The organism is Planotetraspora kaengkrachanensis (assembly GCF_016862895.1).
Taxonomy (GTDB): domain Bacteria; phylum Actinomycetota; class Actinomycetes; order Streptosporangiales; family Streptosporangiaceae; genus Planotetraspora; species Planotetraspora kaengkrachanensis.
The window spans coordinates 471,788-489,991 of the sequence record NZ_BONV01000001.1 but is presented as its reverse complement, the minus strand read 5'-3'; the positions used below and the strand labels follow the sequence as shown (position 1 = coordinate 489,991).

Sequence of the window (18,204 nt, the reverse complement as noted above, 5' to 3'; positions counted from 1 at the left end):
AGCCGAAGCCGAGCCACTCGAGGTGTTAGGGGTATCCATGATCGCTCTCGCTTTCCACATCGCATCGTCCGCGGCCGGATTCGGCCGCAGCGTCAGTGTGTGACCCGATGCGGGTTGCGGGCAGAGTTCGCTCATCCACGGATTCGCAGTCCCTGGCAAGGCTTTTCTGAGAGGCGAATACTGCAGATATGGATGCCCATAATCTGGCTCACTTTCTGCGGACGCGGAGGGAGAGACTCACTCCCTCCGAGACCTGGATGTCACCGACGGTCCGGCGCCGTACGCCCGGGCTTCGCCGCGAGGAAGTGGCACAGATGGCGGGCATCTCCACGGACTACTACACCCGGCTCGAACAACGCCGTGCGCCGCAGCCGTCGCTCGCCGTCTTGAAATCGCTGACCCGCGCGCTGAGGCTCACCCTCGACGAGCGGGATCACCTCTACCGTCTGGCTGGGCACAACGTCCCCGACCGCACCCGCAGTGACGACCACGTCTCCCCGATCCTGCTGAGCGTCGTGGACCGGTTGCACGACATACCGGCCCAGGTCATGACCGATCTCGGGGAAACGATCGCGCAGAACCAACTGGCGCGCTCCGTCTTCGGCGACCACCGCGAACTCACCGGCATGGCCCGCAACGTCGTCTACCAGTGGTTCACCACACCACGGGCGCGCACGGCATACCCGCCGCAGTTGCAAGTGGAGGAGTCCCGGATACTGGTCGCCGACCTGCGCGCCGCCCACGCTCGCCGCAACGACGCCAAAGCCCGCGACCTGGTCGGACGCCTGTGCGCGGAAAGCCCGGAGTTCGCAGGCCTGTGGGACGACCATGAAGTCGCCGTCCTCCGCAGCCGACGCAAACGCGTCGCCCACCTCGAGGTCGGCCTGCTGGAGCTGGACTGCCAGGCCCTCCTCGATGACGACCGCTCGCAGGTCCTCGCCCTCTTCACGCCCACCCCTGGCACGCCCACTGCGGAGAAACTGACCCTGCTCTCCGCCATCGGCTCGCCTCACCATCCGTCTGAACGACTTTGATACAGGCCCTTAGTCGCTCACTTAGATGCCCAGCAGGCCACTCCCGATCTTGGGAGTGGCCTTTCCGCTGGTCAGACGGTGCCTCTGGCTGGAATCGAACCGGCGACCTCCTGCTCCGCAAGCAGGCGCGCTTTCCACTGCGCCACAGAGGCGTGAAACCAGGTAGCGGGTGCGGGAATCGAACCCGCCGAGAGCGGCGTATGAAACCGCCGGGCACACCAGCACCCTCACCCGCCGGGACCCGCCGGGTGAACGAGGCCGCTCCAGTCCGAGCAGGCTCCGCCGGGGGCGTCAGCTATGGGTGTCGAAGGGCGTGCGCATTCGGCGAAGGACGCGGTGACCGCGACGACGGCGATGACGGTGGCGCATGACCCGCTCCTTTCCGAAGGTTCAGCCGGTGTCCGAACTGAGCATCCCGCCCAGCCGGAGACGGGGGCAACGGGTTTTCCGCAGCGGAGATCGCGCCTGGCAGTGACCCCGAGCGCCGGGCCGTGCTTCTCGACGTCGCGCGCCGCACGGTGAACGAGCCGGCGCTGGTCGGGCACATGCCGACCGTCGCGAGGGTCACGTGAGGCTGGCGACTCGGGACTGCAGCTTGGCCAGGGCCTGCTCCGACGGGCTGCCCGGCTCGGCCTGGAAGATGAACAGGTCCTGGCCGGGGCAGCTGTTCACGGTGAAGGCCTCGTAGGAGAGGGTCAGGTCGCCGGCGTAGTGGTGGTGGAAGCGCACCGAGTCGGTCGTCTTCGCCCGCACGTCGTGGCGGGCCCACATGCGCTGGAAGTCCGCGCTCTCGCGGGAGAGTTCCTCGATCAGTTCCAGCAGGAGGGGATCGTCGTGGTCCGCCGCGGAGGCGGTGTGCAACTGGGCCGTCTTCGAGGCTGCGTCCTTCTCCCAATCCCGGTAGAAGACGCGCGCGTCGGGATTGAGGAAGGTCAGCCGCAGGAGGTTGTCGCTGTGGTCGAGCCCTTCGTAGAGGGCGACGCCCAGGGAGTTGCCGGCGAGCACGTCCAGCCGGCGATTCACGACGACCGCCGGGTTGTTCTGCCAGCTCAACATCAGTCGTTCCAGGGTCGGGCTCACCCGGTCGGTCGGCACCTCCGTCCGCTTGATCGCCTTCGGGCGGGCCAGCTCGTGGAGATGATCGGTGGCCCAGGCGTCGAGCTGGAGGACTTGTGCGAGGGCGTCGAGCACCTGATCCGACGGGTGGCGTTCCCTGCCCTGTTCCAGCCGGATGTAGTAGTCCGTGCTGACACCCGCCAGCATGGCCACCTCTTCACGGCGCAACCCGGGTGTCCGGCGACGATGGTCGCCGGGGGGCAGTCCCACCTGATCGAGGGTGGTGGTCTGGCGACGAGCACGGAGGAAGTCACCAAGGAGCCTGTCCGCGTCCATCCAGAACAGGCTACGCGGTGGGCAGGCCGCCAACGTGGCCGTGATACACCCATGCAGACCCACAACCCCGGGCTCCGCCTGTGGACAACGGTGTGGACGGTGACTGGGGACCTCCCAATAAATAGGCGGACATGCTGGGGATATCTCTGTGGAAAATATTCTTTGCAATCGGCCGCCATGCGCCTTCCGATGCCCAAAAAGCCCCTCTGACCAGGATCTTTACCGTCATGTCACGGTTTGGTCTCGCCATCGGCGAGCACCGAGGTCTGCCCGCCGGGTCCGGCGGGGCTAGTAGCGAGTCCTGGCGCGCATGCACCGCTTGACGAACTGGTGCTTGCTGACGGCGTACGTGCAGCACCGGTACGGGCCGCTCCACCAGCAGCGGCGCGCGGTGGCGGAGGCGCCGGCCGGAACGCCGCTGATCACCGGCGCGGTGCCGGAGCAGGAAGGGGAGGCGGTGGCCGCCTCGGCCGGTGTGATCGTGAGAGCGGTGAGCAACGCCGTGCCGAGAAGCAGGAATCGAGGCTTGCTGCGCATGGGCGCCTCCTCCCGATCAGGGTCGGCCGCGGCGACATCCACCGGCGGCCGACCCAAAACGGTCAAACGGGATATTCCCCTCCGGTGCGCCGGAACTCGAGCCGCCGGCCAAGAGGGTGGGGCCCCAGCTTTGGCTCCTCGGGTGCGGCCCGCCGGGTTGGCCGAGTCGCCACCGGCCGCGATCAAGATCTCCTAGGATGGCTGATCAATCTGACAGATCATGACTTAGGGGATTAAGCGTGACCATGCTCAGCCGCAGGAGTGTTCTGAAGGTGGCCGCCGGGACTGTTCCCGCTCTGGCCCTGGGCACGCTTCCCGCCCGGGCGGCGAGCACGCCGGTGACAGGGGTCGTGCCCGCGTCGCTGGCCGTGCTCGACAACGTGGTGAAGACGTACATCGCCGAGCGGGCCATCGACTGCGCACAGCTCGCGGTCGTCAAGAACGGCAAGCTCGTGCTGGCACGCGGCTACGGCAGCTACGTCAGCACGGCCGATGTCGGCGGGTCCCCGGTTCCGCGGCTCGTCCAGCCGACGAGCCTGTTCCGGATCGCCAGCCTGAGCAAGCACATCACCGCGACCGCGATCCTGCGGCTCGTCCAGGACGGCAAGCTCAGCCTCTCGGCTCCGGTCACCACGTTGCTCGGCCTGTCCGCGTCCGCCGACAGCCGGCTGAAGGACGTCACCGTGCGCCGACTGATGCAGCACCTCGGGGGCTGGGACAGGAACGTGAGCGGCGACCAGCTCTGGCTGGACCACACGATCTCCGCCGTGCTGGACGCGCCCCTGCCGATCGGCCACGCCGACATCATCGACTACGCCACCGCCCGGCTCCTCGACTTCACGCCGGGATCGAAGATGGTCTACAGCAACTACGGCTACCTGCTGCTCGGCCGGATCATCGAAAAGGTCTCGGGCATGAGCTACGAGGCGTACGTGAAGCAGAAGCTCCTCACGCCCGTCGGCATCAGCCGCATGATTCTCGGGCGCAGCCTCAGGTCGGAGGCTCCGGCGTCCGAGGTGCCCTACGTCTCCCAGTACACGAACAAGACCGTCCTGGACGAGTCCGGCACCGTGGTGCCGTACCCGTACGGCGGTTTCAACATGCCCAACCAGGACGCCAACGGGGGCTGGCTCGCGTCCGCGGTCGACCTCGTCAAGTTCGCCGGCGTCTTCGACGCGGCGGGCCCGGTGCTCAGCGCCGCCTCGATCGCGACGATGACGGCCAAGCCGGAGATCGGGATCAGCGCGGACGGCTCGTGGTACGGCTGCGGCTGGTACGTCCGCCAGGTCACGGGCCACCTCAACACCTGGCACTCCGGCTCGATGCCCGGGACCTACACCTACCTGGCGAGGCTCCAGAACGGCATCACCTACGCCGCGCTCTTCAACCGGCGTGAGGAGACCGGCACCCCCGACTACGACGTGCTGAGCGCACGCATGAACGAGGCCTGGAGCAAGGTCACCACCTGGCCGACGACCGACCTCACCTCGCAGTACTTCTGAGGCCCGCGCATCCCGGGTGGAGTGGGAGCCACGACCGTGCGCGCATTCATGCAGGGCGTCTCCATGAGAGTCCCGGTGGTCCTGTTCATCATCAAGCGGCGGCTGCGCCCGGCCCTGCCGGTCTGGGCGTTGCGCTCGCTATGGATCGTCCTGTCGCTGGGCGCCCTCACCCTGGCGGCCGTCGTGATCTGGAACGGGCCCGTGTGGTTCGACTCCACTCTTCTCGCGAACATCGGGGACGCCGAGAAGAAGGCGCAGGCGGTTTCGTCGACGCGGACCACACTTCTCCAGATGTTCTTGTCGTTCGGCGGACTGGCCACCGTCGTGTTCAGCGCCCGGACCTACCTGCTGTCCAGGTCGGGCCAGGTAGCGGACAGGTACGCCAAGGCCACGAGCCAGCTGGTCTCGGACAATCCCGCCGAGCGCATCGGGGCCATCTACTCGCTGGCACGCCTGCTGAAGGATTCCCCCCGAGACCATCGGGCGATAGTGGACCTGCTCGCGGCCTTCGTGCGCCACTCGCGGGCGCTGGGGGCGGAGGCGCTCGACGACGGCGGCCTCGTCGAGGACGACGAATGCGAGAGCGGCCTTTCATGGAAGGGCGACCACTTTCCGATCGACGTCCAGTCGGTCATCGACGTCCTGGTCAAGCGGCCGAAACGGTTTGAGACCCCCTGGATCCTCATCGGCCGTGCGGATCTCGCCGGGGCGCGATTCACGAACGGGTGGATCGACACAATTCACTTCGAAGGATGCAACCTGCGAGGGGCGCACTTCGTCCATGCCAAGGCGACGAGTGTGGTCCTGTCGGAGTGCGACCTGCGGGCGACCAACCTCAGCGGCGCGCAACTGCCCTTTGCGCACATGCAGGACTCCGATCTGCGCGGGGCTCTCGTCCGATGGGTCAACCTTCGAGGTGCGGGGCTGATGAGGACGGATTTCCGGGGGGCGGTACTCCGCGGGTCGGACCTGCGCGGAGCGGCTCTGGCGGACGCCGATCTGCGCGGCGTGGACTTGAGCGAGGTGAACGGACTGTCCGCCGGGCAGATCGCGGAAGCCGTCACCGATGGGGAGACGGTTCTGCCGCCCTATCTGACTTCGCGCCCGGCGGACGGCGGCGCAAAGGGTGACGTTCCGCACCCCGAGGGGAGCCCACCGGCCGCCTAGGGATCCGCAGGAAGCCGGACGACGAAGCGCGCGCCCCGGTCGCTGTCCTGGATGGTCAGCGTGCCGCCGTGCCGTTCGGCGATCTGCCTGGCGATGGGCAGGCCGAGGCCTATTCCGCCGGCGTCCCTGCTGCGGGCGGTGTCCAGCCGGGTGAAGCGCTGGAAGACCGTTTCCCTCTGGTCGGCGGCGATTCCGATGCCGTCGTCGAGGACCTCGAGCTCGGCGACGCCCGGCGTGTACCGCCGGTCGCCGTTCTCCTGCCGAAGCGTGATCGTGACGGCGGAGCACGCGTGCCGCTGGGCGTTCTGGAGCAGGTTGCAGATCAACTGACGCAGCTGTTCCCGATCACCCCTGACGATCACGTGCGGTGCCAGGCGATGGACGACCTTCGTGCCCATCTGGTGACTGTTCAGCTCCACGGCGACCAGCTCGGCCAAGTCGACCGAATCCCGTACGCACGGTTCGCCGGCATCCAGCCGCGTGAGCATGAGCAGGTCGGATGTGATCGACTGAAGCCGCTCGACGCTGGGGAGGACGTCGTCGCACAGTCTGTTCAGATCGACGTCCTCGGGAGCCAGGAGGGCGTACTCCAACTGGGCGCGGATCGCCGCGATCGGAGTGCGCAACTCGTGGGAGGCGTCGGAGCAGAACCGTCGCTGTTGTTCGAACATGGTCTCCAGCCGATTCAGTGTCTCGTTGACGCTCTGCGCCAGCCGGTGGATCTCGTCCTCGGCCATGGGAACCGGGACTCGGCGGCTCAGGTTGCTGCTCCGGATGTGGTCGAGCTGGGCTCGGATGGCGTCCACGGGCTGGAGCGACCGGGTGACGGTGTGCCGCGCCCCGTAGGCGACGGCGACGGTGAAGACGGCCGTTCCGGCGATCAAGAGGGCCGCCACGCCCGGATAGACGAAGAACGGCAGCGTCGGCGCGGCGCTGTAGATCGTCCAGTCGCCGTTGCGATACACCTGCTGCGCGACGACGATGTGGCAACCGCCGGTCGGGAACACCGAACTGCAGACGACGCCGCTTGCGACACGGTTCGGGCTCTTCGGCGTGAAATGCGCCATGGGAGGCCGGTTCTGCAGATCACTGGTCGCCGCGACGACCTGCCCACGTGGGTCGACCACCTGGACGGGACGGATCAGGTTCTGCGGGATGGGCGGAAGCGGGTTGACGAGCTCTCCGCGGTCGACGTAATAGGCGGTCAGCTCACCCACCGCGGTCACCTCCTTGGACAGGTTCTGGGTGGCCATCTTGTTGATGGCGAACAACAGGACGACGGAGAACACGATGCAGAGCGCACCCACCGCCACGCCGGTGAACAGCGCCAGGCGGGCTCGGATCGAGCAGTCTTCGAACCTCATGCGGACCCCGATTCACTTGGCCGGACTCGGGGCAGCCGCAGGACGAAACGTGCCCCGCCGATGGCGCTCTCCTCGACGCTGAGGGTCCCCTGATGCGCCTGGGCGATGTCGCGGGCGATGGCCAGGCCAAGCCCCGTGCCGTTGCGGTCGAGCCGGCGGGCGTCGTCCAACCGGGTGAAACGGTGGAACACCCGTTCCCGGTCGGCCTCGGCGATCCCCGGCCCGTCGTCGCTGACCATGAGTTCGACCGCGGAAGGGGTCGAGCGCACCTCGACGCACACCAGATGCGCGGAATGCCTCCTGGCGTTGTCCAGGAGGTTGGCGAACAGCCGGCTGATCTGGGACGGCACGGCGATGACTGTGGTGCCGTGAGTGAGGCGGAGCCGGACGGGAAGCCGGTCCGTCCGTTGGGCGATCTCGGACTGGATGAGGGCCGCGAGATCGAGCCGCCGCCGATCGATGGGTGGGCAGCCGCGCACACGGGCGAGGCACAGGATGTCGTCCACGATCACCTGCAGCCGGTCGACCTGACCCAGCAACTTTCCCAGCAGTTCGGGCTGCCGGGCCCGGCCCGGGTCAAGTTGTGCCGCTTCCAGCTGCACCCGCAGTCCCGCGATGGGAGAGCGCAGTTCGTGGGAGACGTCCGAGGCGAACTGCCGCTGGCGGTGCGCGGTCTCCTCGAGTTCCTCCTTGGCCGTGTTCAGGCGTCCCAGGACCTTGTTGACGGCGCGGCACAATCGGGTGATCTCCAGCGCGTTGCGCGGTTCCGAGACGCGGGTGGTCAGGTCGTTGAAGTCGATCACGGAGAGTTCGGCGCAGACCGCGTCCACGGGACGCAGCAGCCGGCCGGCCACCTTCCAGGCGGTCCACGTGTTCAAAGTGATCAGTTCGGCGGCCTCGATCACCACGATCAACTGGAGAAGGCCGGGCCATGCCAGACCCGGCAGTGTTCCTCCCGCGTCGACGACGACCCGGGAGGCATAGGCGGGCACGCGGAGGCGGCCCGCGTGCTGCTCCCGAGGCCGGTGGCTGCGCCGTAGGCCATGTGATGGTCCCGGGTTCCCGACCCCCGCGACGACAACGGTCCGTGCAGGAGCGGCCCGCCACCGGGGGGCGCCGCTCCGGGCCATCAGGTAGATCCCCGTTCCCGTGGCGAAGAGGGTCAGGACGGTGATGACGGTCGCCAGCAGAGTGATCTGGCCCCGGACCGAGCGCGGCGCGCACCGCTCCCGCATCGGTGACCTCGTGGAGGCCGGGCGTGGCACCGGACTGGGATGCCGGCCGTTCGCACTGCCCACAGGGCCGGTCGGCTTCGCTTCCGCACAGGCGCGGGTCTCCGGTGCGGACCGGACGCCGCCTCGGCCGGCGTCCTCCCGCGTGACCGCCGTGGATCCGCCGGCCAGCAGGCGCGCGAGGCATCTGGTGACGATCACCCATGTGAGCAGCGTGAACAGAGGCCACAGGAGTAACAATCCTTCGCTGGGCGCGTCCACCATCGTCGTCCTTTCGAAAAGAGAGATTCGAGGGATGCCGGGCTTTCGAGAGAGCCGCCGCGAGCGGTGTGCGGCCGAGTCTTCTCGGCCCGGCTCAGCTCGATGGGGGTGTCCCCGTCACTCACAAGCAGAGATGTGTGAACGGCTACGAGCCTGAATCGTGGAGAAGGGCGCCGTATCGCACATATGTGTACGTTTGTGCGTGTCGCCGGCCCGTGTGATCAATGCTGTGGCCGCGCCCCTGCGTTGCGGGACCTTGTGCGCCTGGTGTCTCATGGATTCATGGGGGACAAACCCGCCCATGTCCAGGAATTGGCAGGTGGGCCCGGCTCCCGGGGGTCATCGTGGCCTGGTTGGCGTGGCCGTACACGGGAGTGGGAGCTCGTCGCGGGTCTGTTCCGGGCAGCTCGAGTCGGCAGAGGCGGGGTCCTACTGGTCGAGGGCCGGTCGGGCGTCGGCAAGAGCCGCATGCTCGACGTGGCCGCCGACGCCGCGGCGAGGTGGGGATTCCGGGTGGCGCGCGGCTGCGCGGACGAGCTGACCCAGCTGGTCCCGCTTGCCCCGTTGACGTCGGCGCTCGGGGGATCCGATTACCCCTTCGCCACGGGCGGGAACGTGTGTCTTCCGGGTGCGGCGGATCAGCGGCTGTTGTTGCTCGAGCACCTGCGAGACCCACTCGAGACGCTGGTGGCTCATGGGCCAGTGCTTCTCACGCTGGACGACGTGCAGTGGGCCGACCCGATGACCCTGCTGGCCCTGCGGTCCCTGACGAGAGATCTCGCCTCGTCCCCGCTCATCTGGATGCTGGCGCGCACGAGCGGCGGCGACGCCGCCCGCCTCGACCGCCTGTTCCACCTGCTGGAACAGGACGGAGCGCGACGCATCAGGCTGGAGGCGCTGGACGGGGAAGCCGTGGCCCAGGTGGTCACCGATGTCCTCGGGGCGGTGCCCGAGCCGGATGTGCTGGCCCTGGCCACCATGGCGAACGCCAATCCCTTCCTCCTCGTCGATCTCCTCGAGAAGCTCAAGAGCGAAGGCGGGTTCAAGATCGTCGACGGTCGCGCGCGGGTGGTCTCGGCGCAGCTGCTGCCCCGGGCTCAGGCGGTCACCCGCGAGCGCCTGGGGGAGTTGTCCGAACGAACCAGGCATCTGCTCCAGGTCGCGGCGATCCTGGGCCGTTCGTTCCCGGTGAGGGACCTGGCGGAGATGCTCGGCGAATCGACCGGAGATCTGCTGCCCATGCTGGAGGAGGCGACGTCCGCGGGCATCGTCGAATCCGCCGGGCACGACCTGGTCTTCCGGCACGATCTGCTGTGGGAGGCGGTCACGGGGACGCTGTCCGCCGCCGTGCGACGGGCCCTGCACATCGAGGCGGGGGAGATGCTGCTCAGACGAGGGGGGTCGGCCGTCCCCGCCGCCGCGCACCTCATCCGCGGTGCCTGCCGCGGTGACGCGTCCGCGCTGCTCGGACTGGACCGGGCGGCCAGGGAGGTGCTGCGGTCCTCCCCTCAGACCGCCGCCGACCTGTCCAAACGGGCGCTCGAACTGACCGACTCCACCGACCCGGAGTGGGTCGACCGTGCCGCCACGGCGGTCGACGCCCTGACGGCCATCGGCAGGCTGTCCGAGGCGGCCGATCTCGCCCGTCCCGCGCTCGGCAGGGCCCCTCCCATGGCGGCCCGCCGCCTCCGGTGCGCGCTGGCGTACATCCTGCTCCTGAGCGGACGGCCGGCCGACGCGGTGTCGGAGGCGGAAAGCCTGCTCAACCAGCAGGACATCTCGGACGAACTGCGCGGCGTCGCCGAGTGGACGGTGTTCTGGGGGCTCATCTCGCTCAATGATCTGCGGAGGGGACAGCAGCGAGCGGAGTCCGTTCTCGCCGACCGCGCCCGGCATTCCGACGTCGCCGTCGTCGGGGCTCTGCTGATGCTCTCCCGGCACGCCATGGTCGACGGGCGGGTCGCCGACTCGTTCGCGCACGTGAACGAAGCCCTGCGGATCGCCGGCAGCGGCTCCGTCGAAGCCATCCAGCGCCCGTACGCGCGGCTGCTGCTGAGCCTCAACTTCAGGTGCATGTGTCAGTTCGAGGCGGCCGACATGGCCATTCAGGCCGCCCAGGGAGAGATAGAGACCCTCGGGGTGACCGTGCTCGCCGCTCAGCCCGCGTTGTTCCGCGCCCGGGTGAAACTGGCCACCGGCCGGTTCGACGACGCCGCGGCCGAGGCGCACGCCGCGATGACGATCGCCGACGACATGGGCACCCAGGGGTTCGTCCGCGTCGGGCTGTCGATACTCGCCTACATCGCCGTCCGGCGCGGCGACATCGACGACGCGGTCCGTCAGGTCGAGAGATACCTGGCCGAGCCCGGCGCGCCCGGGATGTTGTTCGGATCGGCGTGGGAAAGGTGGGTGGAGGCCGTGGTCGCCGAGGCCCGCGGCGACCGCGAACGGGCGATGGAGCTTCTCGCCCCCATCTACACCGACATGGAGAGGCAACGCTGGGCGCTCATCACCGCGCCCCTCGCGGCCGCCTGGATGACCCGGCTGGCGCTTGCCGCGTCGAACCGTCCGTATGCGCGGACCATCGTCGAGACGGCCGAGCACCTCGCGGGGAAGAATCCCGACTACCCCATCTTCGCCGCCGCGGCCGCCCACGCCCGCGGGCTCCTCTGCGAGGACCCCGCCGCCCTCGCCTTCGCCGCCGCCAATCACCCCCAGCCATGGGAGCGCGCCTCGGCTGCCGAGGACCTGGGGGCGCTGCTGGCCGCCACCGCCGACCCCTCCACCCGCGAGCTCGCCGTCGACAGCCTGGACCAGGCGCTCGACGGCTACCAGCGCGTCGGGGCGCTCCGGGACGCGGCCCGTGTGCGAGCGAGACTGCGCGCGTCGGGCGTGCGGCGCCGTCACTGGGCCCAGCCGGAGCGACCGGCCTTCGGATGGGACAGCCTCACCGAAACCGAACGCACCGTGGCGGAGCTGATCGCCCGGGGCCTGACCAACCGGCAGGCCGCCGCACGGATGTTCCTGTCTCCGCACACGGTCTCCACGCACCTTCGGCGGATCTTCGCCAAGCTCGACATCGCGTCCCGGGCCGAACTGGCCCGCATCTTCGCCGAGAAGTGCCCGGGCCTGCTCGGGGACGCGTGACGGCGGGGCGCGGGTGACTCAGGCCGTGCCTGTTCCGCTGGTCACGCGGCCTGGCTGTAGTAGGTGGCGAGGCTCCCGCACATGACATTCGACGAGCCGACCCACAGGATCGTGTAGCGCTCGCCCTCGATCGTTCTCATGACGGCGTCGGCGCAGAAATCGGGACGCATCTCATCGGGCACGGTTCCCGTGGGCATGTCGAGCGGCAGCCTTCTCAGCAGCCAGCAGACTCCGGTGTCGATCAGCGCGTCGAGGTCCCCGCGGACGACCGCGACCACGCCGATCGACCATGGGGTGTCGACATGGTGATAGGCCCCGATCGACAGGTGATCGGTCTCGTAGGCGCACTCCGCCGCGTCGTTTATCGCGTTCACCCTGCCGACGAACTGCTCAAGCCCGCCTCGGAAACTCCTGAACTCCTCAGAGCGCCCCTCGGGGATGAAGCCGACGACCTCGTCGGCCAGGCTCGCGACGCTGACGCAGGGATTCTGCGTGATCACACCGACGTTGTCCGCGGGCGGGAAGGCGGGGAGCTGGGACCTGGTGCGGGCTTCCGGCTGAGGGCAGCGCGGGGCTTTGGACTTCTTGGCCTTCTTCGGCTCCTGAGCCTGCGCGTTCTTGGTCTCCGAGGTGTCCGAGCCTCCGCCGAAATCCTCGTCGATACAGGCGGTGGCGAACAAGGAAAGCGACAGGAGAACGCTCAGAAAGGCGCGTGTGGCGTGACCGCGAGCGGTGAATGTCGAAATACGAGAGCGACGACGCATCGGGCTTCCCCCACCTGTTCTCCGGCACTCGTCCCGGCCTGTTTGCCGCCATCGCATTTTCATCGGCGACGACCATCGGAGCGGCATTCCGGTTCGCTCAGCGGACCGCCGGCCGTCGAGTGCCCGTGGTCAGTGCAGGGCCGCGGTGACGGCCTTGCTCGTCCTGACAAGGTTCTGGGCGAGGTCCGCGAGTGGGCGCACGGCCTCGACCGGTGAGCAGATCGCGGCGATCAACGTGCCGCCTCTGTCGAGCACGGGCGTCGCGACGCACGAGACGCCCGGCGTGTTCTCCTCGCGGTCGAAGGCGATCCCGGCCTCGCGGATCGACGCCGCGTCCCTGCGCCATCGCGGCGACTCGAGCGCCAGCCCGGATGCCTCCCGCGAGCAGACCGCCAGCACCTTCGCGACCGCCGTCGGCCAGCCCACCACCGCGCCCGGATGCGGTGGCGAGAAGTACGGCACCCGCCCGGGCGCACCGCCCACCGCTATCGTCTGCCCCGCGGAAAGCAGGCACAGCCAGACCGCCGCTCCCGTCGTCCGGACGAAGTTGCGCATCGGCGCCCGGACCGCCTGCTCCAGGACCGGATCCGGTCGCCAGGTGTGCCCCAGCCTGCGCATCCTCGGGCCGATGCGATAGCGGGCGCCGACCTTCTCGGCGGCGCCCAGAACGGTCAGCTGCTCCAGCAACCGGTACGCCGTCGCCTTGGGCAGGCCGCTGTCGTCCGCCAGCCGAGTCAGCCCCGCCTCACGTACCCGTTCCAAACTGTCGAGCAGAGCGAAGGCGCCTTCGAGCACACCACGCCCGCCGGGCAGGCGCGCGTCCGCCTCGCCGCCGTTCAACGAACCTTCCAACGCATCACCGATTCCCGTTCGTTCGCTCGGCTCGCCATCCGCAAGGATGCTCGGCGATCGAGTTCCGATCAAGGGGTGGACACCGCCGCCGACGTGGGGCGCTGCTGATGATCCAGCAGATCGCGCAGGCGCCGGACCGGCGATGCCAGCAGCACCAGCGGTATGCAGGCGGCCGCGACGACGAAGACCATCAGGGTGACCCGGCCGCCGAGCACCCCGGCGATCATTCCGGCGATCAATCCGCCGATCGGGATCGCACCCCAGGAGACGAACCGGACCGTCGCCATCACCCTTGGCAGCAGGTCGGGCGGGCTGGCGATCTGCCGGTATGTGCGGGTCACCACGCTGAGCACCACAACCCCGGCGGAGAACGCCACGTTGCCGACGGCGAAGGCGGCGAAGCCCTGCCATCCCGATCCGAGGGGGACGACGGCGGCCCCGGCCACGGAGACGAACCCGGCGACGATCAGCGCGCGGGCGGTTCCGAGCCTGACCGTGATCCGCTTCGTCGAAGCGGCGCCGATCAGCGTGCCGACCCCGTCCGCAGCGAGCAGCAGCCCGACGAGGCCGGGCCCGGCGTGCAACTCGCGCACGAGGTACAGCGCGTAGAGCGCGTGCTGCGCCCCGCAGACCGTGTTCGCCGCGGTGGCGGCCCACATGCACGGGCCCATCACCGGGTGGTGCACGACGAAACGCCAGCCCTCGCGGATCATCGCGCCCATCGGCGGACGGGGGCCGGAGGCCTGGGCGCGGTGTTCGGGCAGGGTTCGCAGCAGCAGGGCCGAGATCAGGTAACTGACCGCGTCGACGAGCAGGGTGGGCACCGCCCCGAGCAGCTGGACGGCGAGACCGCCGACGGACGGCCCTCCGAGCTGAGTGGTGGCCTGGGTGCCGGAGGTCAGGCTGTTGCGGGACTGCAACTGGTCCTTGCTCACGATCGACGGCAGGAAGGTCGCGTTGGCGACGTCGAAGACGACGTCCGCGAAGCCCACCACGAGGGCCACGACCACCAACTGGGCGACCGTCAGGCAGCCCGCCCACCAGGCCATCGGAATCGAGGCGATCGCCGCCGCACGGGCCAGGTCGGCTCCGACCTGAACTCTTCGCATGGGCAGTCGCTGCACCAGCACCCCGGCGGGCAACCCGATGACGATCCAGGCGACGTAGCCGGCGGCGGCGATCATCCCCATCTCGAACGCGGACGCGTCCAGCACCGTCAACGCCGTCAGCGGTAGCGCGACCGCGCCCACCGCCGAGCCGACCGAACTGGTCGTGCCGGCCGTCCACCACCTCCAGAAGGTCGCGCCGTCCGCGTCGCCGATCGCCATGCCCACGCCTTTCGAGTGAGTTCCAAAATGGAATGCACTAGTATGGCGCACGTGAAGCGCGCTGATCTACCCGATTCCGACTGCGGCATCGCGCAGGCGCTCGGAGTGATCGGCGACTGGTGGACGTTCCTGGTGGTGCGGGACATCGCCGGCGGCACCACCCGTTTCGACGGCCTGCAGCGTGAGCTGGGCGTCAGCCGTCGCGCACTGGCCGAGCGCCTGGCCAATCTGGTCGCACACGGGGTACTGGAGAAGCGGCCCTATTCCGATCATCCGCCGCGCCACGACTATCTGCTCACCGCGAAGGGCGAGGGCCTGCTGCCGACCCTCGTCGCGCTCCAGGACTGGGGCACCAGGCACGTGCTCGGCGATGGGGCGCTGACCGCGACCAGCGGGGAAGGGTCAGCCGAGGCGCGCCGGGTGCATGAGCTGGTCGATCGGAGAATGCCGGATGTCGTGCTGGAACGGCACGACGGCGAGCCGGTCGAGCCCGCCGCGCGGGGCGGCGTCTGGACCGTGCTCTACTTCTTCCCCGGCGCCTTCGCCCCTGGCGCCCAGGGTTACCCGCCCGGTTGGGCCGACATCCCAGGTGCCCCCGGCTGCACCCTGGAATCCCTCACCTACGCGTCACGGCATCCCGACTTCGAGGCGTCCGGCGCCGCGGTCGCAGGTGTGAGCACCCAGCGTCCCGACCAACTCGCCGCCTTCGCCGAGCACGCGAGGTTGCCCTTCCCGCTCCTGTCCGACCAGGACAGCAAGCTGGCGGCCGGGCTGCTGCTGCCGACCTTCCGGGCCGCCGGCGTCGACCGCTTCAAGCGGCTCACCCTGCTGGTCGACCCCGACGCGATCATCCGCGCGGTGCAGTTCCCGATCAGTGATCCGGCCGGCTCGGTGGACGAGATGCTCGCCCTCGTCCGCCGTCGATCCGCGGAGCCCGTCCGGGACTGAGGACGGCCGGGCCGGCGCGCGCGGCCCGACGACGGGCTGAAGGCCCTTCAGCGAGCCCGGTCCGGTGCCACGGCCCCGGTCACGGCAACGTGCGGACACGGGCGTGAAGATGCATGTCATGCCAGCCGTCCATGTGCAGTGCCGCGCCGCGGCGTACGCCCTCCGCTTCGAAGCCGGCCTTGGCCGCGACCCGGCAGGACGCCCGGTTGGCCGTTGAGTGTTCGAGTTCGAGGCGATGGAAGCCGCGGTGCTTCAGCGCCCAGTCGGACAACGTCGTGACCGCTCGGGTGCAGACGCCACCGCCGCGGGCCGCGGGCACCGTCCAATAGGCGACTTCGGCCGTGCCGTCCGCCAGGTTCAACGACTTCAGGGAGACGCGGCCCAGCAGTCCGCCGTTCTCTGATCCGGCCACTGCCCAGTGGCCGCCCGTCTCGCTGTGCCAGCCGCTCTGCCAGCCTTCGATCCACTCCCGTGCCTCGTTCACCGTGTCGGCCCTGCGCACGTGCCAGCGCTGGATCTCCGGATCCTGGAACGCCTCCCGCACGGCTTCGGCGTCATCGAGCCGCCAGGGCCGCAGCCACGCACCATCACCGAGTGGCAACGTCGGCTGGTCGGATGCGGCGAGGGCGCCGGTCGGTATGGCCGGAGTCACCAGGAGAGGCATGATCGGCATTGTCTCTCGGGCCGGGTGAAGGCCGGTGCCCGGCGGTCACCACTGGAGCATCCGGCGGCCGGCGTTCACCGTTTCTCCACTGCGGCGGGCGGCAACTCCACCACGCCTCCACCAGCCGCGTCACGACACTGTCCTCGTGGCTGACGTGCTTGTAATGCTCGGAATCATCGGCTTCACGCTCGCGATGCTGGGCCTGATCTGGGGGCTCGATCGCATATGAGCGTGAGCATTCTCCTACTCGCAGTTTCTATCGCGGTGTTCGTTTACCTGGGCATCGCGCTCTTCAAAGCGGAGTGGTTCTAGTGGCCTTCGTGTGGACGATCGTCGCGCTGGTCGTCGTGCTGGCGTTGTGCTGGCGGTTCCTCGGCGCCTACATGGTCGCGGTGTACGAGGGCCGGGTCAGGTGGCTGGCCAAGGTCGAGCGGCCGATCTACCGAGTGATCGGAGCGGACCCGCAGGCCGAACAGACCTGGAAGCGCTACGCCTCATCGGTGATCGTCTTCTCGGCGATCTCGCTGCTGATCAGTTACGGCATCTTCCGGCTGCAGGAGCATCTGCCGTTCAACCCGGAGCACATGCCCGGCGTCGAGTGGCACACGGCCTGGAACACCGCAGTGTCGTTCGTGACCAACACGAACTGGCAGTCGTACTCGGGCGAGAGCACGATGTCGTACCTGTCGCAGATGGGTGCGCTGGCGGTGCAGAACTTCGTGTCCGCCGCGGTGGGCATGGCGGTCGCGGTCGCGTTGATCCGCGGTTTCTCCCGCAGGGGATCGAAGACGATCGGAAACTTCTGGGTCGACCTGGTGCGCGGCACCATCTACGTGCTGCTGCCGATCGCGTTCGTCGCCGCGATCGTGTTCATCTCGCAGGGCGCGCTGCAGACGCTGGCCGGTCACGCCGAGGTCGGCAACGCGCTCAACGGCGCGAGCCAGACGCTGCCCCGCGGCCCCATCGCCTCCCAGGAGGTGATCAAGCAGCTGGGCACCAACGGCGGCGGATTCTTCAACGCCAACGGCGCCGGGCCGTTCGAGAACCCGACCGGGCTGACGAACTTCCTGTCCATCGTGCTGATCCTGTGCATCCCGGTGGCACTCACCTACACCTTCGGCAAGATGGTGTTCAGCGTCCGCCAGGGCGTGGCGATCCTCGCGGTGATGACCGTGCTGTTCGGCGGTTGGCTCACGATGACCGCGGTCGCCGAGCAGCAGGGCAACCCCGCTCTCGCTGAGACTGGGATGTCACAGCCCCTCGGCAACATGGAGGGCAAGGAGACCCGGTTCGGCGCGCTGTCGTCGTCTCTGTACAACGTGACCTCGACGCAGACCTCCACCGGCAGCGTGAACTCGGCGGCCGACTCCTACACGCCGATCGGCGGCATGGCGATGCTCACCGGGATGATGCTGGGTGAGGTCAGCCCGGGCGGCGTCGGAACGGGCGTGTACGGGATCCTGATGTTCGCGGTGATCACGGTGTTCATCGGCGGATTGATGGTCGGGCGAACACCGGAGTATCTCGGCAAGAAGATCCAGGCCAAGGAGGTGAAGCTCGCCGCCCTTGGAGTGCTGGTCATGCCGATCACGGTGCTGGTGCTCACCGCGATCGCCACGGCCGTGAGCGCCGGGAAGGCCGGCCCGCTCAACGCGGGGCCGCACGGGTTCTCCGAGATCCTCTACGCCTACACCTCGCAGACGAACAACAACGGCTCCGGGTTCGGCGGGCTGAGCGCGAACACCCCCTTCTACAACGTCACCGGGACGATCGGCCTGCTGCTGGGCCGGTTCGCGATCATCATCCCGGCGCTCGCGCTTGCCGGCAGCCTCGCGGAGAAGCACGTCGTGCCCACCTCGCTGGGCACCTTCCGCACCGACAAGCCGATGTTCGTCGGCCTGCTCACAGGCGTGGTCCTCGTCATCGGCGGCCTGACCTTCTTCCCCGCCGTGGCCCTGGGCCCGATCGTGGAGCAGCTCAGTCACGGGATGTTCTGGTGACGTCCCCCCTGG

The 18,204-nt window shown here is 68.9% G+C and carries 15 protein-coding genes and 2 tRNA genes; 7 read left to right on the top strand and 10 right to left on the bottom strand.

The features are described 5' to 3' along the window. The first annotated feature begins 188 nt into the window (after positions 1-188). Entirely contained in the window at positions 189-1,034 is an 846-nt protein-coding gene (locus Pka01_RS02255; protein WP_203880800.1) for a helix-turn-helix transcriptional regulator, read from the top strand. Positions 1,035-1,113: 79 nt separating this feature from the next. On the opposite strand, the gene Pka01_RS02250 is transcribed toward Pka01_RS02255, so the two are convergent. The 4 genes from Pka01_RS02250 to Pka01_RS02235 form a co-directional block, all read right to left on the bottom strand. Beyond that, positions 1,114-1,186: transfer RNA gene (locus Pka01_RS02250), tRNA-Arg, on the bottom strand. Positions 1,187-1,197: 11 nt separating this feature from the next. After that, a tRNA-Met gene (locus tag Pka01_RS02245) sits at positions 1,198-1,270 on the bottom strand. 328 nt (positions 1,271-1,598) lie between these two features. Beyond that, positions 1,599-2,426, bottom strand: a complete 828-nt coding sequence (locus Pka01_RS02240) for a helix-turn-helix domain-containing protein (protein ID WP_203880799.1) — start codon at positions 2,424-2,426, stop codon at positions 1,599-1,601. A gap of 288 nt (positions 2,427-2,714) precedes the next feature. Beyond that, on the bottom strand, positions 2,715-2,963 hold the full coding sequence (locus Pka01_RS02235) for a hypothetical protein (protein WP_203880798.1): 249 nt from the start codon (positions 2,961-2,963) through the stop codon (positions 2,715-2,717). 245 nt (positions 2,964-3,208) lie between these two features. Between Pka01_RS02235 and Pka01_RS02230 the strand changes: the two genes are divergently transcribed. Both Pka01_RS02230 and Pka01_RS02225 read left to right on the top strand, forming a co-directional pair. Then, entirely contained in the window at positions 3,209-4,465 is a 1,257-nt protein-coding gene (locus Pka01_RS02230) for a serine hydrolase domain-containing protein (protein WP_203880952.1), read from the top strand. Positions 4,466-4,528: 63 nt separating this feature from the next. After that, positions 4,529-5,632 carry a pentapeptide repeat-containing protein gene (locus tag Pka01_RS02225; protein ID WP_203880797.1) on the top strand — a complete coding sequence of 368 codons (1,104 nt, stop codon included), beginning with the start codon at positions 4,529-4,531 and terminating at the stop codon, positions 5,630-5,632. Here the strand turns inward: Pka01_RS02225 and Pka01_RS02220 are convergent. Together Pka01_RS02220 and Pka01_RS40565 are read right to left on the bottom strand one after the other, a co-directional pair. Beyond that, on the bottom strand, positions 5,629-6,996 hold the full coding sequence (locus tag Pka01_RS02220; protein WP_203880796.1) for a sensor histidine kinase: 1,368 nt from the start codon (positions 6,994-6,996) through the stop codon (positions 5,629-5,631). The genes Pka01_RS02225 and Pka01_RS02220 overlap by 4 nt on opposite strands. Next, positions 6,993-8,231 (bottom strand): sensor histidine kinase, encoded by a 1,239-nt coding sequence (locus Pka01_RS40565; RefSeq protein ID WP_239114650.1) that lies wholly within the window; start codon positions 8,229-8,231, stop codon positions 6,993-6,995. Before Pka01_RS40565 ends, Pka01_RS02220 begins: the two co-directional genes overlap by 4 nt. A 540-nt stretch (positions 8,232-8,771) precedes the next feature. Here Pka01_RS40565 and Pka01_RS02210 point away from each other — a divergent pair. Beyond that, a complete protein-coding gene (locus tag Pka01_RS02210; RefSeq protein WP_203880795.1) occupies positions 8,772-11,636 on the top strand; it encodes a helix-turn-helix transcriptional regulator in 2,865 nt (954 codons plus the stop codon). Between the two features lie 41 nt (positions 11,637-11,677). On the opposite strand, the gene Pka01_RS02205 is transcribed toward Pka01_RS02210, so the two are convergent. The 3 genes from Pka01_RS02205 to Pka01_RS02195 form a co-directional block, all read right to left on the bottom strand. Further along, positions 11,678-12,316 (bottom strand): hypothetical protein, encoded by a 639-nt coding sequence (locus Pka01_RS02205; protein ID WP_203880794.1) that lies wholly within the window; start codon positions 12,314-12,316, stop codon positions 11,678-11,680. 213 nt (positions 12,317-12,529) lie between these two features. Beyond that, a complete protein-coding gene (locus tag Pka01_RS02200) occupies positions 12,530-13,252 on the bottom strand; it encodes an IclR family transcriptional regulator (RefSeq protein ID WP_203880793.1) in 723 nt (240 codons plus the stop codon). Positions 13,253-13,320: 68 nt separating this feature from the next. Next, positions 13,321-14,580 carry an MFS transporter gene (locus tag Pka01_RS02195; protein WP_203880792.1) on the bottom strand — a complete coding sequence of 420 codons (1,260 nt, stop codon included), beginning with the start codon at positions 14,578-14,580 and terminating at the stop codon, positions 13,321-13,323. 51 nt (positions 14,581-14,631) lie between these two features. Between Pka01_RS02195 and Pka01_RS02190 the strand changes: the two genes are divergently transcribed. Continuing rightward, positions 14,632-15,528, top strand: a complete 897-nt coding sequence (locus tag Pka01_RS02190; RefSeq protein ID WP_203880791.1) for a winged helix-turn-helix transcriptional regulator — start codon at positions 14,632-14,634, stop codon at positions 15,526-15,528. Between the two features lie 79 nt (positions 15,529-15,607). Here Pka01_RS02190 and Pka01_RS02185 read toward each other — a convergent pair whose 3' ends face one another. Continuing rightward, positions 15,608-16,192 carry a GNAT family N-acetyltransferase gene (locus Pka01_RS02185; protein ID WP_203880790.1) on the bottom strand — a complete coding sequence of 195 codons (585 nt, stop codon included), beginning with the start codon at positions 16,190-16,192 and terminating at the stop codon, positions 15,608-15,610. A 225-nt stretch (positions 16,193-16,417) separates the two neighbouring features. On the opposite strand from Pka01_RS02185, the gene Pka01_RS41490 reads away from it, so the two are divergent. Both Pka01_RS41490 and kdpA read left to right on the top strand, forming a co-directional pair. Then, positions 16,418-16,504, top strand: a complete 87-nt coding sequence (locus Pka01_RS41490) for a potassium-transporting ATPase subunit F (protein WP_203880950.1) — start codon at positions 16,418-16,420, stop codon at positions 16,502-16,504. A gap of 8 nt (positions 16,505-16,512) precedes the next feature. Continuing rightward, positions 16,513-18,192 (top strand): potassium-transporting ATPase subunit KdpA, encoded by a 1,680-nt coding sequence (kdpA, locus tag Pka01_RS02175; protein ID WP_239114649.1) that lies wholly within the window; start codon positions 16,513-16,515, stop codon positions 18,190-18,192. Positions 18,193-18,204: the final 12 nt, after the last annotated feature.

Bases quoted from the DNA above. Each gene is read 5' to 3' on its own strand.
- Pka01_RS02255 (WP_203880800.1), top strand. From the start codon at position 189: ATGGATGCCCATAATCTGGCTCACTTTCTGCGGACGCGGAGGGAGAGA.
- Pka01_RS02240 (WP_203880799.1), bottom strand. From the start codon at position 2,426: ATGGACGCGGACAGGCTCCTTGGTGACTTCCTCCGTGCTCGTCGCCAG.
- Pka01_RS02235 (WP_203880798.1), bottom strand. From the start codon at position 2,963: ATGCGCAGCAAGCCTCGATTCCTGCTTCTCGGCACGGCGTTGCTCACC.
- Pka01_RS02230 (WP_203880952.1), top strand. From the start codon at position 3,209: ATGCTCAGCCGCAGGAGTGTTCTGAAGGTGGCCGCCGGGACTGTTCCC.
- Pka01_RS02225 (WP_203880797.1), top strand. From the start codon at position 4,529: ATGAGAGTCCCGGTGGTCCTGTTCATCATCAAGCGGCGGCTGCGCCCG.
- Pka01_RS02220 (WP_203880796.1), bottom strand. From the start codon at position 6,996: ATGAGGTTCGAAGACTGCTCGATCCGAGCCCGCCTGGCGCTGTTCACC.
- Pka01_RS40565 (WP_239114650.1), bottom strand. From the start codon at position 8,231: ATGCGGGAGCGGTGCGCGCCGCGCTCGGTCCGGGGCCAGATCACTCTG.
- Pka01_RS02210 (WP_203880795.1), top strand. From the start codon at position 8,772: ATGGGGGACAAACCCGCCCATGTCCAGGAATTGGCAGGTGGGCCCGGC.
- Pka01_RS02195 (WP_203880792.1), bottom strand. From the start codon at position 14,580: ATGGCGATCGGCGACGCGGACGGCGCGACCTTCTGGAGGTGGTGGACG.
- Pka01_RS02185 (WP_203880790.1), bottom strand. From the start codon at position 16,192: ATGCCTCTCCTGGTGACTCCGGCCATACCGACCGGCGCCCTCGCCGCA.
- Pka01_RS41490 (WP_203880950.1), top strand. From the start codon at position 16,418: ATGAGCGTGAGCATTCTCCTACTCGCAGTTTCTATCGCGGTGTTCGTT.